The sequence below is a fragment of the Pseudoalteromonas sp. SR41-8 genome (genome assembly GCF_014163915.1).
GTDB classification, from domain to species: Bacteria; Pseudomonadota; Gammaproteobacteria; order Enterobacterales; family Alteromonadaceae; genus Pseudoalteromonas; species Pseudoalteromonas rhizosphaerae.
Window position 1 is genome coordinate 21038 of record NZ_JACJEE010000001.1, and the last position, 18829, is coordinate 39866.

22 protein-coding genes are annotated in these 18829 nt (G+C 39.8%); 13 read left to right on the forward strand and 9 right to left on the reverse strand.

Annotation, left to right across the window (positions count from 1 at the left end):
• Nucleotides 1-38: 38 nt before the first annotated feature.
• Nucleotides 39-2096: a DNA phosphorothioation-associated putative methyltransferase gene (locus H5162_RS00070; RefSeq protein WP_182777263.1), complete on the reverse strand. Its 2058-nt coding sequence runs from the start codon at nt 2094-2096 to the stop codon at nt 39-41.
• A gap of 368 nt (nt 2097-2464) precedes the next feature.
• Nucleotides 2465-3121, reverse strand: a complete 657-nt coding sequence (locus tag H5162_RS00075; protein ID WP_182777265.1) for a hypothetical protein — start codon at nt 3119-3121, stop codon at nt 2465-2467.
• Between the two features lie 200 nt (nt 3122-3321).
• On the opposite strand from H5162_RS00075, the gene H5162_RS00080 reads away from it, so the two are divergent.
• On the forward strand, nt 3322-3774 hold the full coding sequence (locus H5162_RS00080; RefSeq protein WP_182777267.1) for a hypothetical protein: 453 nt from the start codon (nt 3322-3324) through the stop codon (nt 3772-3774).
• A gap of 29 nt (nt 3775-3803) precedes the next feature.
• On the opposite strand, the gene H5162_RS00085 is transcribed toward H5162_RS00080, so the two are convergent.
• Entirely contained in the window at nt 3804-4019 is a 216-nt protein-coding gene (locus tag H5162_RS00085) for a hypothetical protein (protein ID WP_182777269.1), read from the reverse strand.
• A 90-nt stretch (nt 4020-4109) separates the two neighbouring features.
• On the opposite strand from H5162_RS00085, the gene H5162_RS00090 reads away from it, so the two are divergent.
• From H5162_RS00090 to H5162_RS00125, 8 genes are all read left to right on the forward strand, one after another.
• A complete protein-coding gene (locus H5162_RS00090) occupies nt 4110-4463 on the forward strand; it encodes a hypothetical protein (protein WP_182777271.1) in 354 nt (117 codons plus the stop codon).
• 346 nt (nt 4464-4809) lie between these two features.
• Nucleotides 4810-5361: a hypothetical protein gene (locus tag H5162_RS00095; protein ID WP_182777273.1), complete on the forward strand. Its 552-nt coding sequence runs from the start codon at nt 4810-4812 to the stop codon at nt 5359-5361.
• A complete protein-coding gene (locus H5162_RS00100) occupies nt 5354-5491 on the forward strand; it encodes a hypothetical protein (protein ID WP_182777275.1) in 138 nt (45 codons plus the stop codon). Before H5162_RS00095 ends, H5162_RS00100 begins: the two co-directional genes overlap by 8 nt.
• Before the next feature lie 18 nt (nt 5492-5509).
• Complete coding sequence (locus tag H5162_RS00105; protein WP_182777277.1) at nt 5510-5689, forward strand: hypothetical protein; 180 nt, start codon at nt 5510-5512, stop codon at nt 5687-5689.
• Nucleotides 5690-6531: 842 nt separating this feature from the next.
• Nucleotides 6532-6852 (forward strand): helix-turn-helix domain-containing protein, encoded by a 321-nt coding sequence (locus tag H5162_RS00110; protein ID WP_145242858.1) that lies wholly within the window; start codon nt 6532-6534, stop codon nt 6850-6852.
• Complete coding sequence (locus H5162_RS00115) at nt 6836-8224, forward strand: HipA domain-containing protein (protein ID WP_182777279.1); 1389 nt, start codon at nt 6836-6838, stop codon at nt 8222-8224. Before H5162_RS00110 ends, H5162_RS00115 begins: the two co-directional genes overlap by 17 nt.
• Nucleotides 8225-9205: 981 nt before the next feature.
• Entirely contained in the window at nt 9206-9412 is a 207-nt protein-coding gene (locus H5162_RS00120) for a hypothetical protein (RefSeq protein WP_259398153.1), read from the forward strand.
• A 355-nt stretch (nt 9413-9767) separates the two neighbouring features.
• On the forward strand, nt 9768-10478 hold the full coding sequence (locus tag H5162_RS00125) for a hypothetical protein (protein WP_182777281.1): 711 nt from the start codon (nt 9768-9770) through the stop codon (nt 10476-10478).
• A gap of 226 nt (nt 10479-10704) precedes the next feature.
• On the opposite strand, the gene H5162_RS00130 is transcribed toward H5162_RS00125, so the two are convergent.
• Entirely contained in the window at nt 10705-11553 is an 849-nt protein-coding gene (locus H5162_RS00130; RefSeq protein WP_259398154.1) for an ABC transporter substrate-binding protein, read from the reverse strand.
• Between the two features lie 200 nt (nt 11554-11753).
• Entirely contained in the window at nt 11754-12620 is an 867-nt protein-coding gene (locus tag H5162_RS00135) for a LysR family transcriptional regulator (protein WP_182760087.1), read from the reverse strand.
• Nucleotides 12621-12866: 246 nt separating this feature from the next.
• Between H5162_RS00135 and H5162_RS00140 the strand changes: the two genes are divergently transcribed.
• A complete protein-coding gene (locus H5162_RS00140) occupies nt 12867-13148 on the forward strand; it encodes a putative quinol monooxygenase (RefSeq protein WP_145239884.1) in 282 nt (93 codons plus the stop codon).
• A gap of 50 nt (nt 13149-13198) precedes the next feature.
• On the opposite strand, the gene H5162_RS00145 is transcribed toward H5162_RS00140, so the two are convergent.
• A complete protein-coding gene (locus tag H5162_RS00145) occupies nt 13199-13504 on the reverse strand; it encodes a hypothetical protein (protein ID WP_145239882.1) in 306 nt (101 codons plus the stop codon).
• Nucleotides 13505-13617: 113 nt separating this feature from the next.
• Between H5162_RS00145 and H5162_RS00150 the strand changes: the two genes are divergently transcribed.
• A complete protein-coding gene (locus H5162_RS00150; RefSeq protein ID WP_182777283.1) occupies nt 13618-14529 on the forward strand; it encodes a LysR substrate-binding domain-containing protein in 912 nt (303 codons plus the stop codon).
• Between the two features lie 17 nt (nt 14530-14546).
• Here H5162_RS00150 and H5162_RS00155 read toward each other — a convergent pair whose 3' ends face one another.
• From H5162_RS00155 to H5162_RS00165, 3 genes are read right to left on the reverse strand one after another with little or no spacing between them, the layout of a single operon-like run.
• Complete coding sequence (locus H5162_RS00155; RefSeq protein ID WP_145239878.1) at nt 14547-14918, reverse strand: response regulator; 372 nt, start codon at nt 14916-14918, stop codon at nt 14547-14549.
• Between the two features lie 53 nt (nt 14919-14971).
• Nucleotides 14972-15514 carry a DUF6942 family protein gene (locus H5162_RS00160; protein WP_182739997.1) on the reverse strand — a complete coding sequence of 181 codons (543 nt, stop codon included), beginning with the start codon at nt 15512-15514 and terminating at the stop codon, nt 14972-14974.
• Nucleotides 15511-15960: a YaiI/YqxD family protein gene (locus H5162_RS00165; protein ID WP_145239874.1), complete on the reverse strand. Its 450-nt coding sequence runs from the start codon at nt 15958-15960 to the stop codon at nt 15511-15513. The genes H5162_RS00160 and H5162_RS00165 overlap by 4 nt, the downstream gene beginning before the upstream one ends.
• 123 nt (nt 15961-16083) lie before the next feature.
• On the opposite strand from H5162_RS00165, the gene H5162_RS00170 reads away from it, so the two are divergent.
• Nucleotides 16084-16620: a lipocalin family protein gene (locus H5162_RS00170; RefSeq protein ID WP_149981969.1), complete on the forward strand. Its 537-nt coding sequence runs from the start codon at nt 16084-16086 to the stop codon at nt 16618-16620.
• 248 nt (nt 16621-16868) lie between these two features.
• Entirely contained in the window at nt 16869-18770 is a 1902-nt protein-coding gene (locus tag H5162_RS00175) for an alkaline phosphatase PhoX (protein ID WP_145239870.1), read from the forward strand.
• Nucleotides 18771-18829 lie beyond the last annotated feature (59 nt).

Here is an 18829-nt window from a genome sequence, read left to right on the forward strand (position 1 = left end):
GAATGATTGAATCTAGTTCTTTGTTATGGTTGGTAATTTTATTTCTTGAGAAATTTATCTCCCTTCAACTCAACAGCCCAATAGTCAAACACCTTTTGTAATATGAGCCAGTTGGGCCACTCTGCTTTGGTTACGCCTTTGAGCATATCGGCTAATTTTTTATCAAACCGTTGTTGGCTTTTGTATTCGCTACTGCATTTTTGTAAATAATCTATTTTGTTATAAAACGGCTGATTGGGATAAGTATCGCCGTAGTAAAAATAGTCTATATCTTGCTCTAGCATTTTTACTTTTATTCGCTCGGTTAGTAGCGGCAGCTTTTTATTAAAGTCATCGTATTTTAAAAATGTAACTTTGCCCGATCGCATGTGTATTTTTACTAGATCTACGTCGTCAATATCGCCATACAACTGCACTGCACAACCTATGTAAACACGCAATATTGCGGGGAGTTGATTTAAGTAACGAGTGGGTAATATATACGAGTGGTTGTCGTGTAACTCACCGAGCTGAATTTGCTCATAGGCTTGATAACAGGCATTACCAATATTAGCGGGCTCTGCAATCGAGAAAAGCAGTTGTTTTGCTTGCTCTAATGCTTGGTTGTAATCACTAAAATGTACTTTTAAGTCTCGCGTTAGCCTTGCAGGCATGTGACTTTTAGCTTGGCGTTTACCAAATAGACTAAGTGCAAAATAAACCAGTAAATCGTGTTTTCGCTTTTGTTGTGCTTGCTCAAATTCATTTTGCTCATAGTAATTTTGCAGCAGGGTAAATGCTTTGTTATGGCTGGCAAAATATTTGCGCAGTGTTGTACTTTGCTCAAACTCGTCGTTTGCTGGTAAGCGGCCAAAGTGCAGGCAATGTTGCCAAAGATCATCAAGCAGTGTTTGGTGTTTTTCAAACAGGGTTTTTTGCTGAGCTTTGGGTAATGCTTTTGGTTGTGGCCTTTGCGTTATGTGTTGCCAGTTATAGTTTTGAAATTGCAGCTCTAGGTGGTGTGCTTCTTCTAATTGTGGGCATTTAAAAATAGCAATTATGCCTTGCCCAAACGCCATTGTGTTAACGTTTAGGGTTTGCTCTATGTAAGCTCTTATTTGGGCTTGGCTATAGTATTTTTGAAACGTATTCCATTTAGTTATTACGCCATCTTTGTATTGTTTAAAGTGTTCTTGTTTGGCTTCATTGGCGAGCATTACTGATACTAAAAGCAATTTTTTTGTATGCTGGTAAGCCGCTTTTAGTGTGTTTATTCGTTCTTGTTGATCTTCAATAACATTGAGTACAAAGCCCAAATTAACAATATCACTCGTTTGTTTGTTCCCGTTTTTCCTATGCACTGGATCCCACGCATTTATATTAAGCCCGTGGGCTTCAAGCTCAGTTGCGTCATCTGCTAGGCCGCAACCGTAATCTAGTATTGAATAATCACCATTTAAATAACCATACTTTGCCAATTTTTGAAAAGGTGCAGAAAGCCTATCGCGATTTATTGCGGTTAAATGACGCTGTATTTTTTGTGGCTCATGTTCAATTACTGGTTTTGGTAATTCTGCTACTTTATGCAGCCGTCCTTGTTCATCAAGCTTATAGCCTTTGCGTTTAATTAAGTTATACCATTGCTGCTTAAAGCCAATGCTTTTGGTATTTTGGTACAGGCCTATTTGCTCTCCTTCTTCAGTAATATCTTTAAATAATGGATAGTGAGGGTAATTGGGGAGAACAAAGGTTTCTTTACGGTGCAATATGGGTGGATTATTTGAGCCACTGTAGTTAGTTGTTTTTAATGTTAGCTCTTGGGCATCTATAGTATGGCTGGTATGGAGTGCTGGGTAAGCGTATTCATCAAAATTAGGGTAGTTAAGTAGTGTAAATTTTAAGTCGCGTTTATAAAGCTTAATTAGGTTCCACGGTTGTTGAACATCAAGTTTGTTTATTGTGTTTGTTATAAAGCTTAATAATTCTGCTGGTATGGCTTCATTCAACGCAGTTTTATGTAAATAAATAGCTGTTGGTAGTGATTTTCCATGTTCGAGCTTTTTTACTAAATCACGGTATTCTAGAAAATTAAGTGGTGATGGTGAGTTAGCATTCATTAAAATTACTCAAACGGTTAAGATAACTTAATATACATAACGCTTTTAATAACAACAAATTTGCAGGCGAGTGCTGAGTTAAATCCCCCGTCATTTTGCCCGAAAAGACGTAATTGATGAGTAATTGATTGCATGGAAGCAATCGAAGCCGTGACTGGCACAAGGATGTGCCTTACACGGCGTTTACGTTCATATCAATTTGGGCTTTGAGGAAAGTGCAAAATGCTCGGGGCGCCGTGGGGTTTCAAGGGGCGTACGGCGCTATGCGCCCCTTGGTTGCCGTCGCCAACGCGACATAACTAGAAATTTGAATATTGTTGTCGGTATGCTCAAAGCTTACAAAATTTATTTTCAAATAAACTGTATACCTATAGGTTGTTTTTTCGCCAAGCTAGTACTTTGTCTTTTACTGCTGTTGTAAAACCCATACGAGTTTTATTGATTATTATGTTTTCTGAGCCATGAGATGACTTTAATCCCCAAAGATGGGCTGAACGACACATAATAAGCAAAATCTCACCCTCCTTAGCTTTAGGTATTAGATACTCTCTGAGAAACTGTTGTGCTATCCACGAGCTTGGTAAACAATTTGCGATACTTGCTAAATTATCCATATTTTCTGAAGCATAGGGGATTAGGTTTATTACAGCCATTTGATGGCTGGCCTGCTCTAACCTTTGCTCCTTATTAATGTCAGGAAATAAGCTTTTAGCTTTTTGCTCAAACCATTTTCCCCAACCATCTAACTCATAAGGGTATTTTTCAGTTCCTTTTAATTGGTTGATGAGTGTAACTATATTATGTTTAGATTTTAATGTATCGAGAGATGGAGAGTTAATACTTGGGTTTGCGTAGCAGAGTACTATTTTTGCGTTTTTAATTGGTCCCCAGTACGGGCCCGGAGGGAAGTCAAAGTTAATATCCCCTTTGATGTCATCTTCAAGTTCTTTCAAAACAATAAGATCGTCAGGATGTTTATAATCTGACGCTTGCTTCATGTTTTCCCAATATTGAAATATGTCCATATCTGAGTTTCCTTAAATTAAAGAGTTTTCGGTTTTTAGTATGATCTAATATTTCTCTGCAAATCTATTAGGACATAGTTCAATTCAATATATATAACTCTTAGTGTATCGACAAATTTATTCAAGTAACGTTAATTTTTTATTGATTTATTTAAGTAATATCAATAAGGTGTGAGCATAAGGATTTGAAAGGTATAGCAATGGAAGCTAGCAGAAACTCACCAAATATGACCTCTAATGAAAAACAGCTCAACCTAGTTTGCCCCTGCTGTTCTGAAGAAAGCTCTTTAGAATACGGAAAGCATATTACTTGTAATAAATGTGCAAAAACGTTTGCAGGTCACACTTATAAAAAATTTAAGAAACCGCTTTTAACAGCTAAAGTTGCACTATTAATAGGAGCTGTGGGTGCGTATAAATTAGATAGAGAGTTACTTGAGCCTAGCCGCTATTCGACCGGTGCTATAGTTGAAATAGTTAGTTTTTGTTCTAACCCTCAAGCAAAAATTAGTAAAAATAATTTACGTGTTAATGCCAGAATGTGTATTTGCGCATTAGATGAAACAATGAAAGTTGTACCTGAAGCAGAGCTTTCATCAAACAAACAGAAATTTATTAACACTTTTGTTAGTAAGTTAAGCCAATGTAGATAGCGATACTTGCGTATCGCTAAAGGTACTATTTATTTTGATTTTGGCGGATTATTACCTCTGCCTGAGCCCGAAGGGTTTCCTGTTTTACTCGGGCCATTAGGTGGGGCTGGGCGTGAAGTTTGTTGGTTATTTGCAGCTGCTCTTTGAGCTCGTTCTGCAAAGCCGCCTTTTTCAACTAAACCGTTGTTAGCTTTTGCTTCTGCTGCCTGAATTCGTGCAGCGGCACTTTGATTCATATTTTTCATGATATTTTCCTTATTTAACTTAAATGTAAGCTCTCCGCTTTGAGAGCAAAATCATCTTAAATAAGGTGCTGGGACAAACTGGGACAGAAAATGGATAAATGCAAAGAATTACAAAAAAAAATTAAATTTATTATAAATGAGCTTGGTTTAACTCAAATTGAAATGGCAAGGCGAGTTTATTGTGAGCGTTTTGAAGATGACGACCCTGAAGAAATACGTAAATTTACAGAAACATTTCGTCAAAACTTAAAGCGAAAAGCAAAGCCAGAATTACTTGAGAGCTATTTAGCTAATATCGCAAATCTACGTGAATTTAAGAATTCAGATTTAGCTTTTTCTAATCCTTTAGATCTTGGTTTTATACCTTTAGATGTTAAAAGAGCACTGCAAGAAGTATCTAAGGAACTAGTAAATAATATAGATTCAGAGGGTAGTAAGCTTTAGCCTGACAAATTACGCGCCGTACACGGCATTTACGTTCATATCAATTGAAGTTTTGAGGAAAGTGAAAAATGCTCGGGGCGCCGAGCGATTCCAAAGAGAAGACGGCGCTTTCATTTGGTAGAAAATGCTCTTTGGTTGCAGTCGCCAACGCGACATAACTAAAAATTTGCAATTAAAACCCAAAGCGCGAGATAAACTCGCCTACAATTTAAAAGCTGCGCTTTTCGCTTCAACAAGCTAAGCGTATTAAGATTATGGAGTAATTGCATATATTGTATGGGTATTGCTGCACATAAAAAAAACAGATACCATCAAAATAGGAACATATTTAATTTAAAGGATATAAATGAAAATAATCTACCTCTCTTTTTTAGCTCTATGCTCGCTTCATGTAAATGCAGCTATTTTAGATTGCGACTTACAGGGTAAAGATCGCACTATTTATCAATTAGTAAAGCCAATAGCACCCTTTGATAGCTGTAAAAAAGCCGTTGATAATGAAGGCAATATCGTGGGCTATAAATTAAAGAAAGAGGGTTCTTATATTGATATTTCATTTGAAGATGAAAACTTCACACATGAAGATCACTTCTTTGTTTCAGGTAATAAATTGACAGTGAAAGAACTCCTTTTATCTATATATATACCTCAAGGTGAATCTGAAAACGAATATATAAAAGCCCAAAGAAAGAACCTTTTAAAATCAACTACTAGTGGTATTAAATATGATAAAGGAGGGGTTTACTTCTTTGATTTAGAAATAAAAAACTCGGCTTACAAAAACTATGTTGCTTATATTAAAGAAGGTAAACCTAACGAGTTTATCGGTATAGGAACTGACGGAAGCAAAGAATTGCTGATAAAAATAATGTTTAACAAAGGAATGGATGATGTCTAAAAAATATGAAGATATTGATGACAAGGACGTAAAAAAGATCTTAGAGGTGTTTTTTAGTAAAGGCACAGCTAGCCAAATAGAGATTAACGATAAAGTGATTGAGTTAGTTTGGGAAATGTTAGCCTCATAAAAAGAATGTACTAAGGCCATGAACTTTGTTCCAAGACCACAAGGATTAGCGGCATCTCCTATGTATGTCGCTAAAGAACTAGCCAAAATAGCGTATAGAGTATCTGCTGATAAAGATGATTCTGTTTACCACGTATGTAAGGTGTTTTCTGCAAGAGGTTATGCTACAAAAATTAAATTAGCAGGCATGGGTTTGTAAAATTTAATTAAAAACCAAAGCGCGAGATACACTCCCGCTACAATTCAAAAACTTCGCTTTTCGCGTCAGCAAGCTTAACGCCTACGGTAGTAAAAGGAGCTAGGCTTTAGGGAAGTGACTAGGATATAGGGTTAATTCGTAGCCTGTTACCCATAGCCCGTAGCATTTTATCTTCTCTGTGTAGCGCCGCGCCTCAGTGAGCTCGGTGGTAAAATTGGTTTTAAAACAATCACAGCTAAAGCGGGTTCCTACAGGGAAGTGACTAGGCGCTAGGGTTTGCACCAGCTCGCTGCACGCAGCTCAAAGCCCGTTGCGTTGTATTCTTATTTACCCTCATTGTCTTCTCTTTGTGCAAATTGATTGTAAGTGATGTATTCACCACAGAGATTAAGAGGCGCTGCGCTTTAGAGAAAGAATATAAAGACCGCGTCAGCAAGCTTAACGTCTACGGTAGTAAAAGGAGCTAGGTGCTAGGATTTGCTCGTAGCTCGTTGCCCGCATTATTTTTACCTTCTCTGTGTAGCGCCGCGCCTCAGTGGCCCTCGGTGGTAAAATTGGTTTTAAAACAATCACAGATTAAGGTAAAGGAGCTAGGTTTTAGGGAAGTGACTAGCCTCTAGGATTAATCCGTAGCCCGTTTTTTCAACTTGCCAGTTTTACGCTATAAACTAGTCAATTAAAATTTACTTATGGGTTTTAATTTAATTACAAGCCATCATAAGTTAAATATATTTTACTTATGGTCTTGTTGATTAATTATTTAGTCTAAAAGTAAAGTGTCGTTGACTTTTTCTTAAGGTATTCTAGAATTGGTTGTATAAGTAAACTATAGTTGACCATAAATGAGCGATTCCTCCGTCAAAAAAACACTCGGAAGAGTTGTTAAGCGTACTGAAATGCCTGAGCTTTCTAAGCCATTTTCGCCCATGCAGCTGGCTAAAGCCATTACTGCAAAGCGAACTGGTATGAAGCTGACATTAGTGGATGTATCACAAGCGCTTGCTATTTCTAAGCCTACGCTAATAAAAATAGAAAAAGGTGATGTAACTGTGCAACTGCATAATGTACTAAAAGTTATGGAGTATTTAGGGTTGTCGTTCAGCCTTGTCAGTGATGATATAGCTCATAGCAATGATGAGGTGAGCGATGAACAGTGGTACTAACACCAATCGTTTAGATGTGTTTATCGGTCAATCGCAAAAGGTGGCTGAGATAACGCTGGCAATAGGCTCTGAAAATGAGATTTCATTTACTTATGAGGCTAAATGGATCAACGAGGGTTTTGCAGTTTCACCACATTTGCCACTCAATGGCGATTTTGACTCTCGTGCAGTACGTAATTATTTGCAAAACTTATTGCCTGAGGGGAAAGGCCTTGAGGAAATAATTAGCAGTACGACTATTTCAAAAAATAACACCTTCGGCTTAATTAAAGTGATTGGCGAGGAGACATCAGGTGCTTTATCGTTTAGAGCAAGTAATTGTGCAGTAAAGCAAACCTCCTTTCGTGAAGTAACTAAAGATGAGTTAAGTCAAAAGTTGAACCGTTTTAAGCAAGCTGGCGAGCCGATTACACTTTGGGATGGGCGAACCAGGCTCTCGGTTGCTGGGGTTCAAGATAAGCTTAACCTACTCGAAATAGATGGCAAACTAGGGTTTGGTGAAGGCCAGTTATGCTCTAATAAAATCTTTAAGTTTGAAACGGGGGCTGCGCCTTTTATTGCCGTAAATGAGTTATTTACTATGCTGCTGGCAAGAGGCGCAGGGCTTGATGTGCCTGACGTTGAATTGCGTAGCTATGGTGAAATGCGGGCCTTTGTTATCGATCGTTTTGATAGGCGTGTTGTTAAAGAGCAAAACCGAGTGTTACGTCGTCATGTTATTGATGGGTGCCAAGCGACTAATTTACCCCCTTCTTATAAATATGAGCGTCAGCACGGTGATGAAGGCGACGGTATTTATATTCGAGATGGGGTTTCTTTTCCTAAGCTCTTTAATATTGAAACAGTGAATGTGCAAGCGTATCAGGCGCAACTTATTCGCTGGATGACATTTAATATTCTAGTGCGTAATTATGATGCTCACGGCAAAAACATTAGTTTTTTTGTTGGTAAAAATGGTTTAGAGCTCACACCGTTTTACGATTTGGTAAACATAGAAGCGATTATTGAACAGGCGGGGATTGATTGTGCAAAAGGTGGTTCAAAGCTAGCTATTTCAAGGCATTATGCAATGTCGCTAGGTGACTATAATTCACAAGGCGCGGGTAATTTTAGTAATGAAATAACGGCTTATATGTTAGCTGATTTTGCTGATGAGTTTGATATTTCTCTTGCGCGTATGCAGCTACTGATGAGTCAAACAATTCAGTCAGTATTAGCTGCAATAACAATGGCTAAAGCGACTGCTATTGCAAATAATTTGTCTAATAGTGAACTAGAACACATCGGCTTATGTATTAACATTATCAATAAAGCAGCTGGCGAACTGAGTGAGCAGGTTGGGCTGTTACCAAATATGAAAGCGTTTATTTAAGTTTCTTCGGTGTAGTGAAGTGAGGTAGTAAAAGGAGCTAGGTTCTAGGATTTGCTCGTAGCTCGTTGCCCGCATTATTTTTACCTTCTCTGTGTAGCGCAGCGTCTCGGTGGTAAAATTGGTTTTAAAACAATCACAGGCAAGATAAAGGCTCTAGGTTCTAGGGAAGTGACGAGGTTCTAGGGGATTGTATTCGTGCGTTGTATTCTTATTTACCCTCATTGTCTTCTCTTTGTGCAAATTGATTGTAAGTGATGTATTCACCACAGAGATTAAGAGGCGCTACGCTTTAGAGAAAGAATATAAAGACCGCGTCAGCAAGCTTAACGCCTACGGTAGTAAAAGGAGCTGGCTTGGATTAGCCCGCAGACCGTCGCTCGAAGCACTTTTTATCTTCTCTGTGTAGCGCCGCGCCTCGGTGAGCTCGGTGGTAAAATTGTTTTTAAAACAATCACAGGCAAGATAAAGGCTCTAGGTTCTAGGGAATTGTATTCGTGCGTTGTATTCTTATTTACCCTCATTGTCTTCTCTTTGTGCAAATTGATTGTAAGTGATGTATTCACCACAGAGATTAAGAGGCGCTGCGCTTTAGAGAAAGAATATAAAGACCGCGTCAGCAAGCTTAACGCCTACGGTAGTAAAAGGAGCTAGGTGCTAGGATTAATACTTAACCCGTGGCTTTTTATCTTCTCTGTGAAGTGCCGCGCCTCGGTGAGCTCGGTGGTAAAATTGTTTTTAAAACAATCACAGCTAAAGCGGGTTCCTACAGGGAAGTGACTAGGCGCTAGGGTTTGCACCAGCTCGCAGCTCAAAGCCCGTTGCGTTGTATTCTTATTTACCCTCATTGTCTTCTCTTTGTGCAAATTGATTGTAAGTGATGTATTCACCACAGAGATTAAGAGGCGCTGCGCTTTAGAGGAATGCTATATCAAACCGCGCCAGCATCGTACTTTACTTTATACCCAAAGCACGTTCGCTAAGATGGTTGGTGTATCTCGCTACACGGTACAAAAGCTTGAACAAGGTGAGGTAATAAAAAGCGATATATTGTTTGAAGCTCTCGTTATTCTTCAATTGCAAGGCTCGTTGCTGGATGAAATTAACGAGCTAGCCGCGGATGTGGGGGGGGGTTATAATGCAAGACAGCGTAAAAGCAATAAAACTCAGGTGATTAACGATGACTTCTGAAGCTTAAGTGTTTATTGACGGTTTAGAAGACAACCCCATTATTTGTAATTTTTTTAAGTTAAATATACAAACAGGCCGAGGTGATGATGGCCGATATGCTGGTATCGATAATTTACTGTCGCAAGCCAAATGCCTTAGTCTGAACAAGGCTCAAGCAACAAGAATAACTGCGGAGGTTGAGATCTATACTCTATGAGTTTAGACGCGATATAAAATCACTGTTACGGGGCCGTTGCAACTTGAAAACTCATCTAATGAGGCGAATAAAGCGAGAGGCTGATATTTTAAACTGAAAAGCTTGCTGCTAGGATGAAAACTGCTACGCTATCCCTAATTTAACGACAGTGATGTATATATGATTAAAAGGATTTTATTGGCTATCTGCGTGATTTCAAGCAATAGCACATTGGCCGCAGAGCAGTATTCGCAATCACGGTGTGATGCTATTAAAGCCGAGCGAGAAAAAGTTCAGGATAGAATGAGGGCAGGGTATAAGGCAGCTGAAGGTGAGCGTTTACGCAGGCGCTCAACTGAGTTGTTTGAAATATTGGGTCGTCACTGCATAAGCCCAACTAATGGGAGGAGCCACAGTTCAGGTTCACGAACTTATACTCGCTCATCTGCTAATGATTTATTAAATAAAAAAGTTCATGATTCAACGGTCTATAGTAAAACATACGACAGTGATAGCAAACGACTCGCGTGGAGTAGCTTTTACCAATACCCTGAGCGCTGCCGTGCTAAAGAAATGCAACAAACTGACTTTGTTTGGTGCAGTGAAAATCGAGCTGAGCAGCGTGCAAAATTTGAAGCCCAGTGGCAAGCACCAAGCAAAGCAAGCGCGAATGTTAAACAGCCAACGGTTGTTTTATCTCAACAAAACACTACTGCAATACCCACAATTACACATTCGATGACGCTAACCCCAGTGTCAAAAGCTGATACCCGTTTGAATACAGTTGCTTTGGAAAAAGAAGGCTATAACTACAAAATTTGGCAATTAGTGGCTGTTGGTTGTCTTGCCTTTATGGGCGTTTTTGGCGCTTACCGCTGGTTTAAAGATTAAGTGCAAAACAAGTCGCGATATAAAATCGCTGCTACGAAGGTCGATTATTTAAATATCAGCGGTAGTGCATTTTACAGCTTCTCTCTGTTAGCCCGCCAACTTAACTCTTTCTAACTCATCTAATGAGGCGAATAATAATTTCAACGCCAGCATCTGATTAAAGTGCAAAAGGTCGCTCTAAGTAAACGCCGGGTTTGGTTAGGCTTATTGTCACGTAAAGCATGATCTACGGGTTAACTCGTTGCTGTAGCTTGGCTTGGGGCTGATAATCACCTTGCTCTAAACCTTTAAAGTAAGCTTGGTAACGGCCGTTTTGCTTAAACTGTAATAAGTACTGATTAAAGGTGTTGAGCAGTTTTTCACTTTCGCTGCTATTTTTTGGAAATAGTAAGAAGCTTTTATTAATTAACAGGGGTTTGGGGTGGTGGCTAATAACATTAACAAGATCGGGTAGTTGGTGTTTTAGGGTAAAGTAGCCAACACTTTGCTCTTCAGCAAAGGCGTCGATACGCCCTAGTGCTAAACGGCGGAAGTTTTGCTCGGTATTACCTACCCGCGACATTTCAAAAGAGCCTTCGGCAAGGGCTTTATCAAACTCTGGGCCATAACTATAGCCAAGCCCACCACCGAGCAATAGGCCTTTTAAATCTGCAATATTTTGCCAATCAAAATGGCGCTGCTTTTGATAAAAAAACACAAATCGTTCACTGAGTACCGGTTCGCTATATAAGTAAGCCGTTGCTCTTTCGTCACTGAACATCCATACCGCAGTAGCGGCATATTTGTTATTTTCGGTATCGTGATATGCACGTGACCAAGGTAAAAATGTAAAGTTAACGGTAATGCCTGCTTCAGCAAATATATCGCGAATTAAATGCGCTACTACACCTTGGTAGGGCAGCGATTCACTGAGAAAAGGTGGCCATTCACCTGCGCTAAGTTGAATTGTCGTTGAGTCAATACTTTGCGCTGTCGGTACTGCTTTAGTGGCGTTACTTACACACAACAGTAGTAACAGACTGGCGTTGCATATATTACGTAATCGTTTAGCTGTTCGCATTGTGTAATTTAGCATTTATGAACATGGTAAAAAATCTGTATTGGTTATAAATTCTTCATTTATGATACTACAGTAGCGATCACGCAAAAGCGAATTAGTTAATAAACTTGTGTGCGGTTTATATGAGTTGTCTGATGAGTGAAACCTGGTTGTGGTGTGAAGCAAAGCAAACAACCTGACAGTGGCGATTTAATAGCAGAGTTTGGCTGCGCAAATTAATTACCGAGCGGTACAATTTCACCTTGTAAGCAGGGCTGCTCTGCGATTGCTTGCTGAATATTGGTGATCAGCTTATTGGCGGTGGCTGATGGCGTGCGAGTATGCGCCCACATGGCGTAAATAGGGCGAGCGGGTAGCGGTATGTTTTGCGCTACATAAGCAAACTGTTGCTTGGCGTTTAAGCTGGCAATTTCGCTCATCGGCAATAAGCCAGCTCCCACACCCGATTGCACTAGCTGGCGTGCAATGGTTATGTCGTAGCAATAGGTGATATGCTCAAAACAGCTCTTTAATTCGCTGAGCAGCGCTGCTGAAAGTTGTTTATCGGTGTAGGGCAAAATTAGGCGATTTTGCGGTGCCGTTTGTTTTTTAGTAATTACCGCTGTGGCAATTGAGCCGAGCCGCTTTTGATAAAAGCTTGAATCTTGTTGTTCGCCAATTCGTATCGCTAAATTAAAGCGCTGTTGGCTAAGCTGACTGTTTAAGTTATTTGGATAAATATGCAAATTGAGCTGAGCGTGCGATGTTTGAAACGCACTAATTGCGCTCATTAGTGGCCCGGCAATCAGGTTTTGTGGGCACAGAAGATAAAATTCTTCGTTGATATTTTGTTTACTTATTACCTGCTCAACCTGACTCGAAAGTGTTAAAACAGTGTTCGCGAGCGAGTCATAAATATGCTGCCCCGCGCTGGTGAGTAAAATTCCTCTTGCACTGCGCTGTAATAGTGGCGTGCCTAACTTTTGTTCAAATGCTTGGATGCGTCGCGATAAGGTCGATAAATTTAAATTAAGCTCTGTTGCTGTTTGGCTCATGCTTTTGCGCCGCGCAACTTCGGTAAATAAATACAGATCGTCTAGCATGTTATTTTCTCAATCTTAGTTTGCATTTTGGTCACTATTTTAACGGCTGCTATCAAAATATAGTAGTAGGGCATAGACGCAACTATGAAAATTCATTTTACATTTATCAAGTTGATATGGCTTTTTATGTTGTTTTTGTTCGGAGTATGGGCAACTTATTTAAATTTAGCTTTAACTTTAACCCTAACGTTTTATGATTGCCGGTTCAATGCATTGAATGCATTTCTTTGAAAGTAGTGAGATTTTATGATTAATATAGTAGCTAAAATTACCCCAAAGACAGCGTTGTTCGCTGAGTGTAAACGTAAATTACAAGCGATTGTGGCACCCACTTTAGCTGAAGCGGGCTGTATTCGCTTTGAGTTATACACGGGTGATAATCAAACATGCTTATTTTTGGTTGAGCGGTTTGTATCGCAACAAGCACTTGATGAGCATTATCAACAAGCTTATACAAAACAAGTTTTTACATTTTATGAGAGTGCATTAGCGAAAGCCGTGGAAATAAATAACTTAGCTGAAATCTGAAAAATAGGAGCTTTATGTTGCTGGGAATAACGGCATAAAGCTCCCATAGCTTATAACATATTTAGTATCTGCTTGGCTTTTATACGAGTTAAGCATGCCGCCATTGGTTGCTTTTTAAATTGCTTAGCTGAAACGGTTTGCTCTTTCCCCATATATTGATTATGCAGGGTTTGCACACTGACTTTACAGGTCACTTGATGATCATTTTCAACATAACGTAATTCGACTCTTTGCGCTTTGTTGATTAAGTTTTTGTATGGGTAGCCTTCATCGGTATCAAGTTTTATTGTGGTGTTAGCTTGAGCTTGGTTGCTAAAGCTAATTAATGTAATAACTAATATAATTAAATATTTCATTGTGTTAACTCTTCATTTTGCTTGGTTGGTAATATAAGTATTGCCTGATGTAGAAAAGCTGACAAACGATTAAAAATTGCTTATGCTTTAGTTTTTCTTAACTGTGAATGGCTATGACTCTACCCCCATTAAAAAGTCTCTGGTATTTCAAGCATGCGGCTGAATTGGGTAGCTTTAAGTTGGCTGCGGAACAATTATTTGTTAGCCAAGCCGCGGTGAGCCAACAGATCAGGTTGTTAGAAGCTCATTTAGGATGTCGGTTATTTAAGCGGCAAACTCGATTTGTAGAACTAACACGCCAAGGCGAACAATTGCTCCCGGCTATCTTGCAAGGGTTTAGTCATTTTCAATCTGGGATTAATTCGTTAAGCCAAGATACAAATCCACATAGTTTAAATTTATCGGTTTTACCTTCGTTTGCCAGTGGTTGGTTATTGCAACATATTAATGATTTTCAACGTCACCATCCTGGCATTCATTTACGTATTGATCCTAGCGATCAACATGCAAATTTTGCCTCTGGTCAGGTTGATTTAGGCATTCGTTTTGGGTTAGGGCAATATCCAGAGTTACACAGTGAGTTGGTCGCTGATGACAGTTTGTTACTGGCTTATAAACCAGGGTTGCTTACCCCACAATTACCTTTAAGGGCGCAATTATTACAACATCAGTTAATTATGGATGTTTGCCCTGATGCAGAGCGTGGTTGGCAAACATTAGCGGCTGAATTAAACATTAGTACTACAGCAATGCCGGTATTTTTAGAAATCGATAACGCAGCCTTGGTGATCCAAGCGACGTTGGCGGGTCAAGGAATTGCGTTAGTGAGGCGACGTTTAATTGAGTCCCATATCAAATTTGGGCAGTTAGAAGTTTACCCAAATTTTGAATATAACTGCCACTATAAATATTATTTAGTGGGCCCTAAGGAGCATTTTAATTGGCCAAAGGTAATCGCTTTTCAAGCTTGGTTATTATCTAGATTTCAGCAAGATGATGACGCACTTAAACAATGTTTAAAGTAACATAGCGTTGAGATTGACTAACTTTCTAACTTCATAACTTTCTTTAACTGGCTATCTAACACATTTAAATTAAAAGGTTTTACAATAAAGCCTGACACTTTCGCGGCGATAATTTCTTTGATTGCTGTGGAGCTGTCTTCGCAGGTGATCATTAACACCGGGATTTCGGCTAACTCTTGGTCATCACGAATACGATTGAGTAAAGTTTTGCCATCCATTTTTGGCATATGCAAGTCGGTGATAACTAAATCATAGCCTTGGTTTTGTAATAAACTTAATGCTTGTATTCCATCAGTCGCTTCAACAATATCGTGATAATTTAGTTTTCTTAACATATTTATTAATACATGGCGCATCAAAGGCATATCGTCAACGACGAGGATTTTCATAAAGTTAAATTGTCCATAATATTCAAATTACCTTAAGGTTAGTTAACAAAGTCTTACTCTGCCACAAAACACTGGGCAACTAGCTGACTAAGTCGCGCTATTTTTATATTGCTAAGTTGGCGGTAATCAAAGTATGGACACACAATCAACTTGTTTACTTTATCGATAGCAAATTCTTCATCTAACCACTGTAATTGGCACTGTAGGTGTCCTTGCTGCAGCAGCGCTTTAGCATAGGTGCGTCCGGCAATAATATGCAAGGTATTATTGTTATTTAAAACCGGAGGGCTAAAAAGTAAGGCAGTTTGACTATTAAGCTGCAGCAGTTGTTCATCACGATAGTGTTGCCAAGTCGGGGCGAGTTTGGCGAATTGGTAATACTCGCTAGGCAGTGCAAATAATACTTTAGCATATACATTAAATACTTTACGCCAGCCATTACCACAGGCTTGGTTGATGCTGGCAATTTGTCCATCCACACATGAAGTCACTGTACTTAGGTTGGTGTACTGTGGCATCGGTGGTACATTCGCTATATACACAGCGACTGTAAAAGCTGGGTCACCAAAGCCTATATTACTTGCAGCCTTACTCATTTATTTTTAGCTAGAATGCGGTCTAGATTATTAGCAAAGTTTTGACGATCACTTTGGCTAAGCGGTGGCGGTCCGCCGTTCATTTCAACGCCACTTGAACGCATAGTATCCATAAAATCGCGCACATTTAGTAACGAGCGAATATTTTCACTGGTATACAGTTCGCCGCGAGGATTTAGCGCTTGGCCGCCATTATCGATTACTTCTGATGCTAGCGGAATATCACCGGTGATCACTAAATCATTGGCTGCAATACGTTTGACTATTTCGTCATCAGCCACATCAAATCCTGATGAGACCTGCAACCGGCTAATGTATTTTGAAGGCGGAATACGCATTGCATGATTAGCGACTAAAATTGTTTCAGTTTGCGTACGCTCTGCGGCACGAAATAAAATTTCTTTGATCACCACTGGACAGGCGTCAGCATCAACCCATATCTTCATTGTTAACTTCTAATAGTTAGTAAAAAAATGATCCTAACCTAAGGCTTTTAGAACAACTAGTATTAAGTGAACTTTTTATGCTTTACTGCGTTGGTGGCCTAATTAACTATCAAGGAATCAACGATGAAAAATCAATTATTTATCACTCTTACTCTGTTCGTCAGTAGTTTACTGCTTGGCTGTACTGGCATGCCCGATAAGGTTGCACCAGTGAGTCCTTTTTCCATCGAACAGTACCAAGGTAAGTGGTATGAAATAGCCCGATTAGATCACTCTTTTGAGCGGGGTTTAGATAATATAACAGCGGATTATACAATTAACGATGATGGCTCTGTAACTGTGCTAAACCGTGGTTTTAATAGCGAGGAAAACAAATGGAGTGAGGCTCAAGGTACTGCGAAATTTGTTGATAGCAATGATGTTGGTCATTTAAAAGTATCGTTTTTTGGTCCTTTTTACAGCTCTTATATTGTATTTAAGTTAGACCAACAAAATTACCAATATGCGTACGTATCTGGCTACAATAACGATTATTTGTGGCTATTATCGCGTACCCCCACAGTGAGTGAGCAACGCTTAGCTGACTTTAAAGTGCTTGCGCAGCAAAAAGGCTTTGATACTGACAACCTGATTATGGTTAAACAGAACAGTACCCCATGACTGTAAATCCCCTTTACAGTGCATCGATGGCACTAAAGAGTGCCATTTTTTAGCTTTTAACAATTCATACGCCTTTTGAGTCAATACAACTAGGAATATGTAATTCATTAGTCAAAGTTACGTCCCTAAAACATCATTTATATGTAAGAGAACTGAAACAACTTCTGGTCACACTTATTCTTGAAATTTTTCTAACAATAATCAGGCTCGGTTGAAACTTTTAACAGGCCAATTTCAAGGAGTAAGTAATGAAGCGTGTAGCATTATCTTTAATTGCTGGAGCCGTCACTTTAGCATTAACAGCGTGTAACGGAGACGACGGAAAACAGGGCGAGACCGGTTCACAAGGTCCTGTCGGTGAAGCTGGTGTAGATGGCAGCAACGGTGTGAATGGTTCGGATGGAGCTAACGGCACGAATGGCAGCGATGGCACAAATGGTGTTGATGGTGCTAATGGTGTTGATGGAAAAAATGGTGGCAGTGGCTTAACACGGTTAGCGACTGTGCCAGCGGGGGCTGAAGTCACAGGCATTTTTTTAAGTGATGGCGGTGACTTGTTTTTCAACGTTCAGCATCCGTCAGACACGAATACGGCAAAAGATTCAGTTAATGGTAAAGTTATTGATCGAGGCACTGTTGGCGTATTACGTGGGGTAAACTTTAATAATTTACCGCGTAATATTATCAATTCGCCAGTACCAGAAAGTGAGTTTGAACGCCAAACTGTGATTGCAGCGCTTGGTGAATATCAAATTCTTGGTCAAACCGGTGATACTTATGCTGAGTTAGGTGACAGTGGTCTGGCTGGTGGTTTAGGTGTGCACTACGGTATTAATAATAATCAAAAAATCATCGAAAATAATAATCCAGATTTTAATGGTTTTATTGCTGCAGGCGAAAACGAAGGCTACCTCTTTACTAACTGGGAATCTTACCCTGGTGGCGTAAGCCGATTAAAAATGTCAAAAAGTGCAGAAGGTGCTTGGTCTGTGACCGATGCTATGATGATCAACTTTGACGCAGTGAAGGGGACGGCTGCTAACTGTTTTGGGTCAGTTTCTCCGTGGGGCACCCCGCTAACTTCAGAAGAGTGGATCGTTAATTCAACGGTTAACTCAACCACAGATGCATCATGGAATGATCCGAGTGATACAGGTACAGATGGTATCGAAGCACTTGTTGCTCCTGATTTCCCAAATCCTTACCGTTATGGTTATATCGCGGAAATTCAAAAACCAATGACCGATGCGCCAGAAGTGGTAAAGCATTACACCATTGGTCGTTATGAGCATGAAAACTCGGTAGTTATGCCAGATCGTCGTACCGTATATTCATCACAAGATGATACCGGTGGGGTATTATTTAAATTTATTGCCGACCAACCAGAAGATTTATCCGCAGGTACTTTATATGGTGCAAAACTAACCCAAGATGCCGGCTTAAACGAGCCAACTGTCACTGGTTTTGATGTGCAGTGGGTTGAGCTTGCCAGTGGCAGCAATGTTGATATTGAAACCTGGATTGCACAATACGATGGTATTAATACCAGCGATTATGTTGCCGGTAAAACAAGTTATATGTCACTGGCTGATGTACAAGCATGGGCAGATGGTAAAGCGACATACCCTAGCGAGGCCGAAGGTGGTAGCCCTGTTACAGCAGGCAAACCGATGGATAACCGTGCCGCATTTTTAGAGTCTCGCCAAGCGGCTAAAATGAAAGGTGCTACCGCCGAATGGCGTAAGCTTGAAGGTATTAGCATCAATCATGATCGTGTACTCGAAGCGATCACTGGGCAAGATGTTATTGCAAATGAAGTTGTTACAAAAGCGTACATGTATATCGGTATTTCAGATCTCGATAACACCATGGTTGATGACGAAGGCGATATTCAACTATCAAGACGAGTAAAAGACTGCGGTGGTGTATACCGTGCGCACATTGATACAAGTTACAGCTTAACTCGCATTGAACCGGTGATTATGGGCGGTACATATCGTTCAAGCCTGACTGGCGCTGAGCGTTGTGATGTTGAACAACTTTCACAACCAGACAATGTGATTGTTATGCGTGATGGTCGTATCATTATTGGTGAAGATGGCTTCCAAGAAAACAATACGTTGTGGATGTACGATCCACAGTCTAAGTAATTTAAGCGTTAGATAAAGCGTTTTTAGGTGGGTAAACCCTGTGTTTACCCATTTTTTAG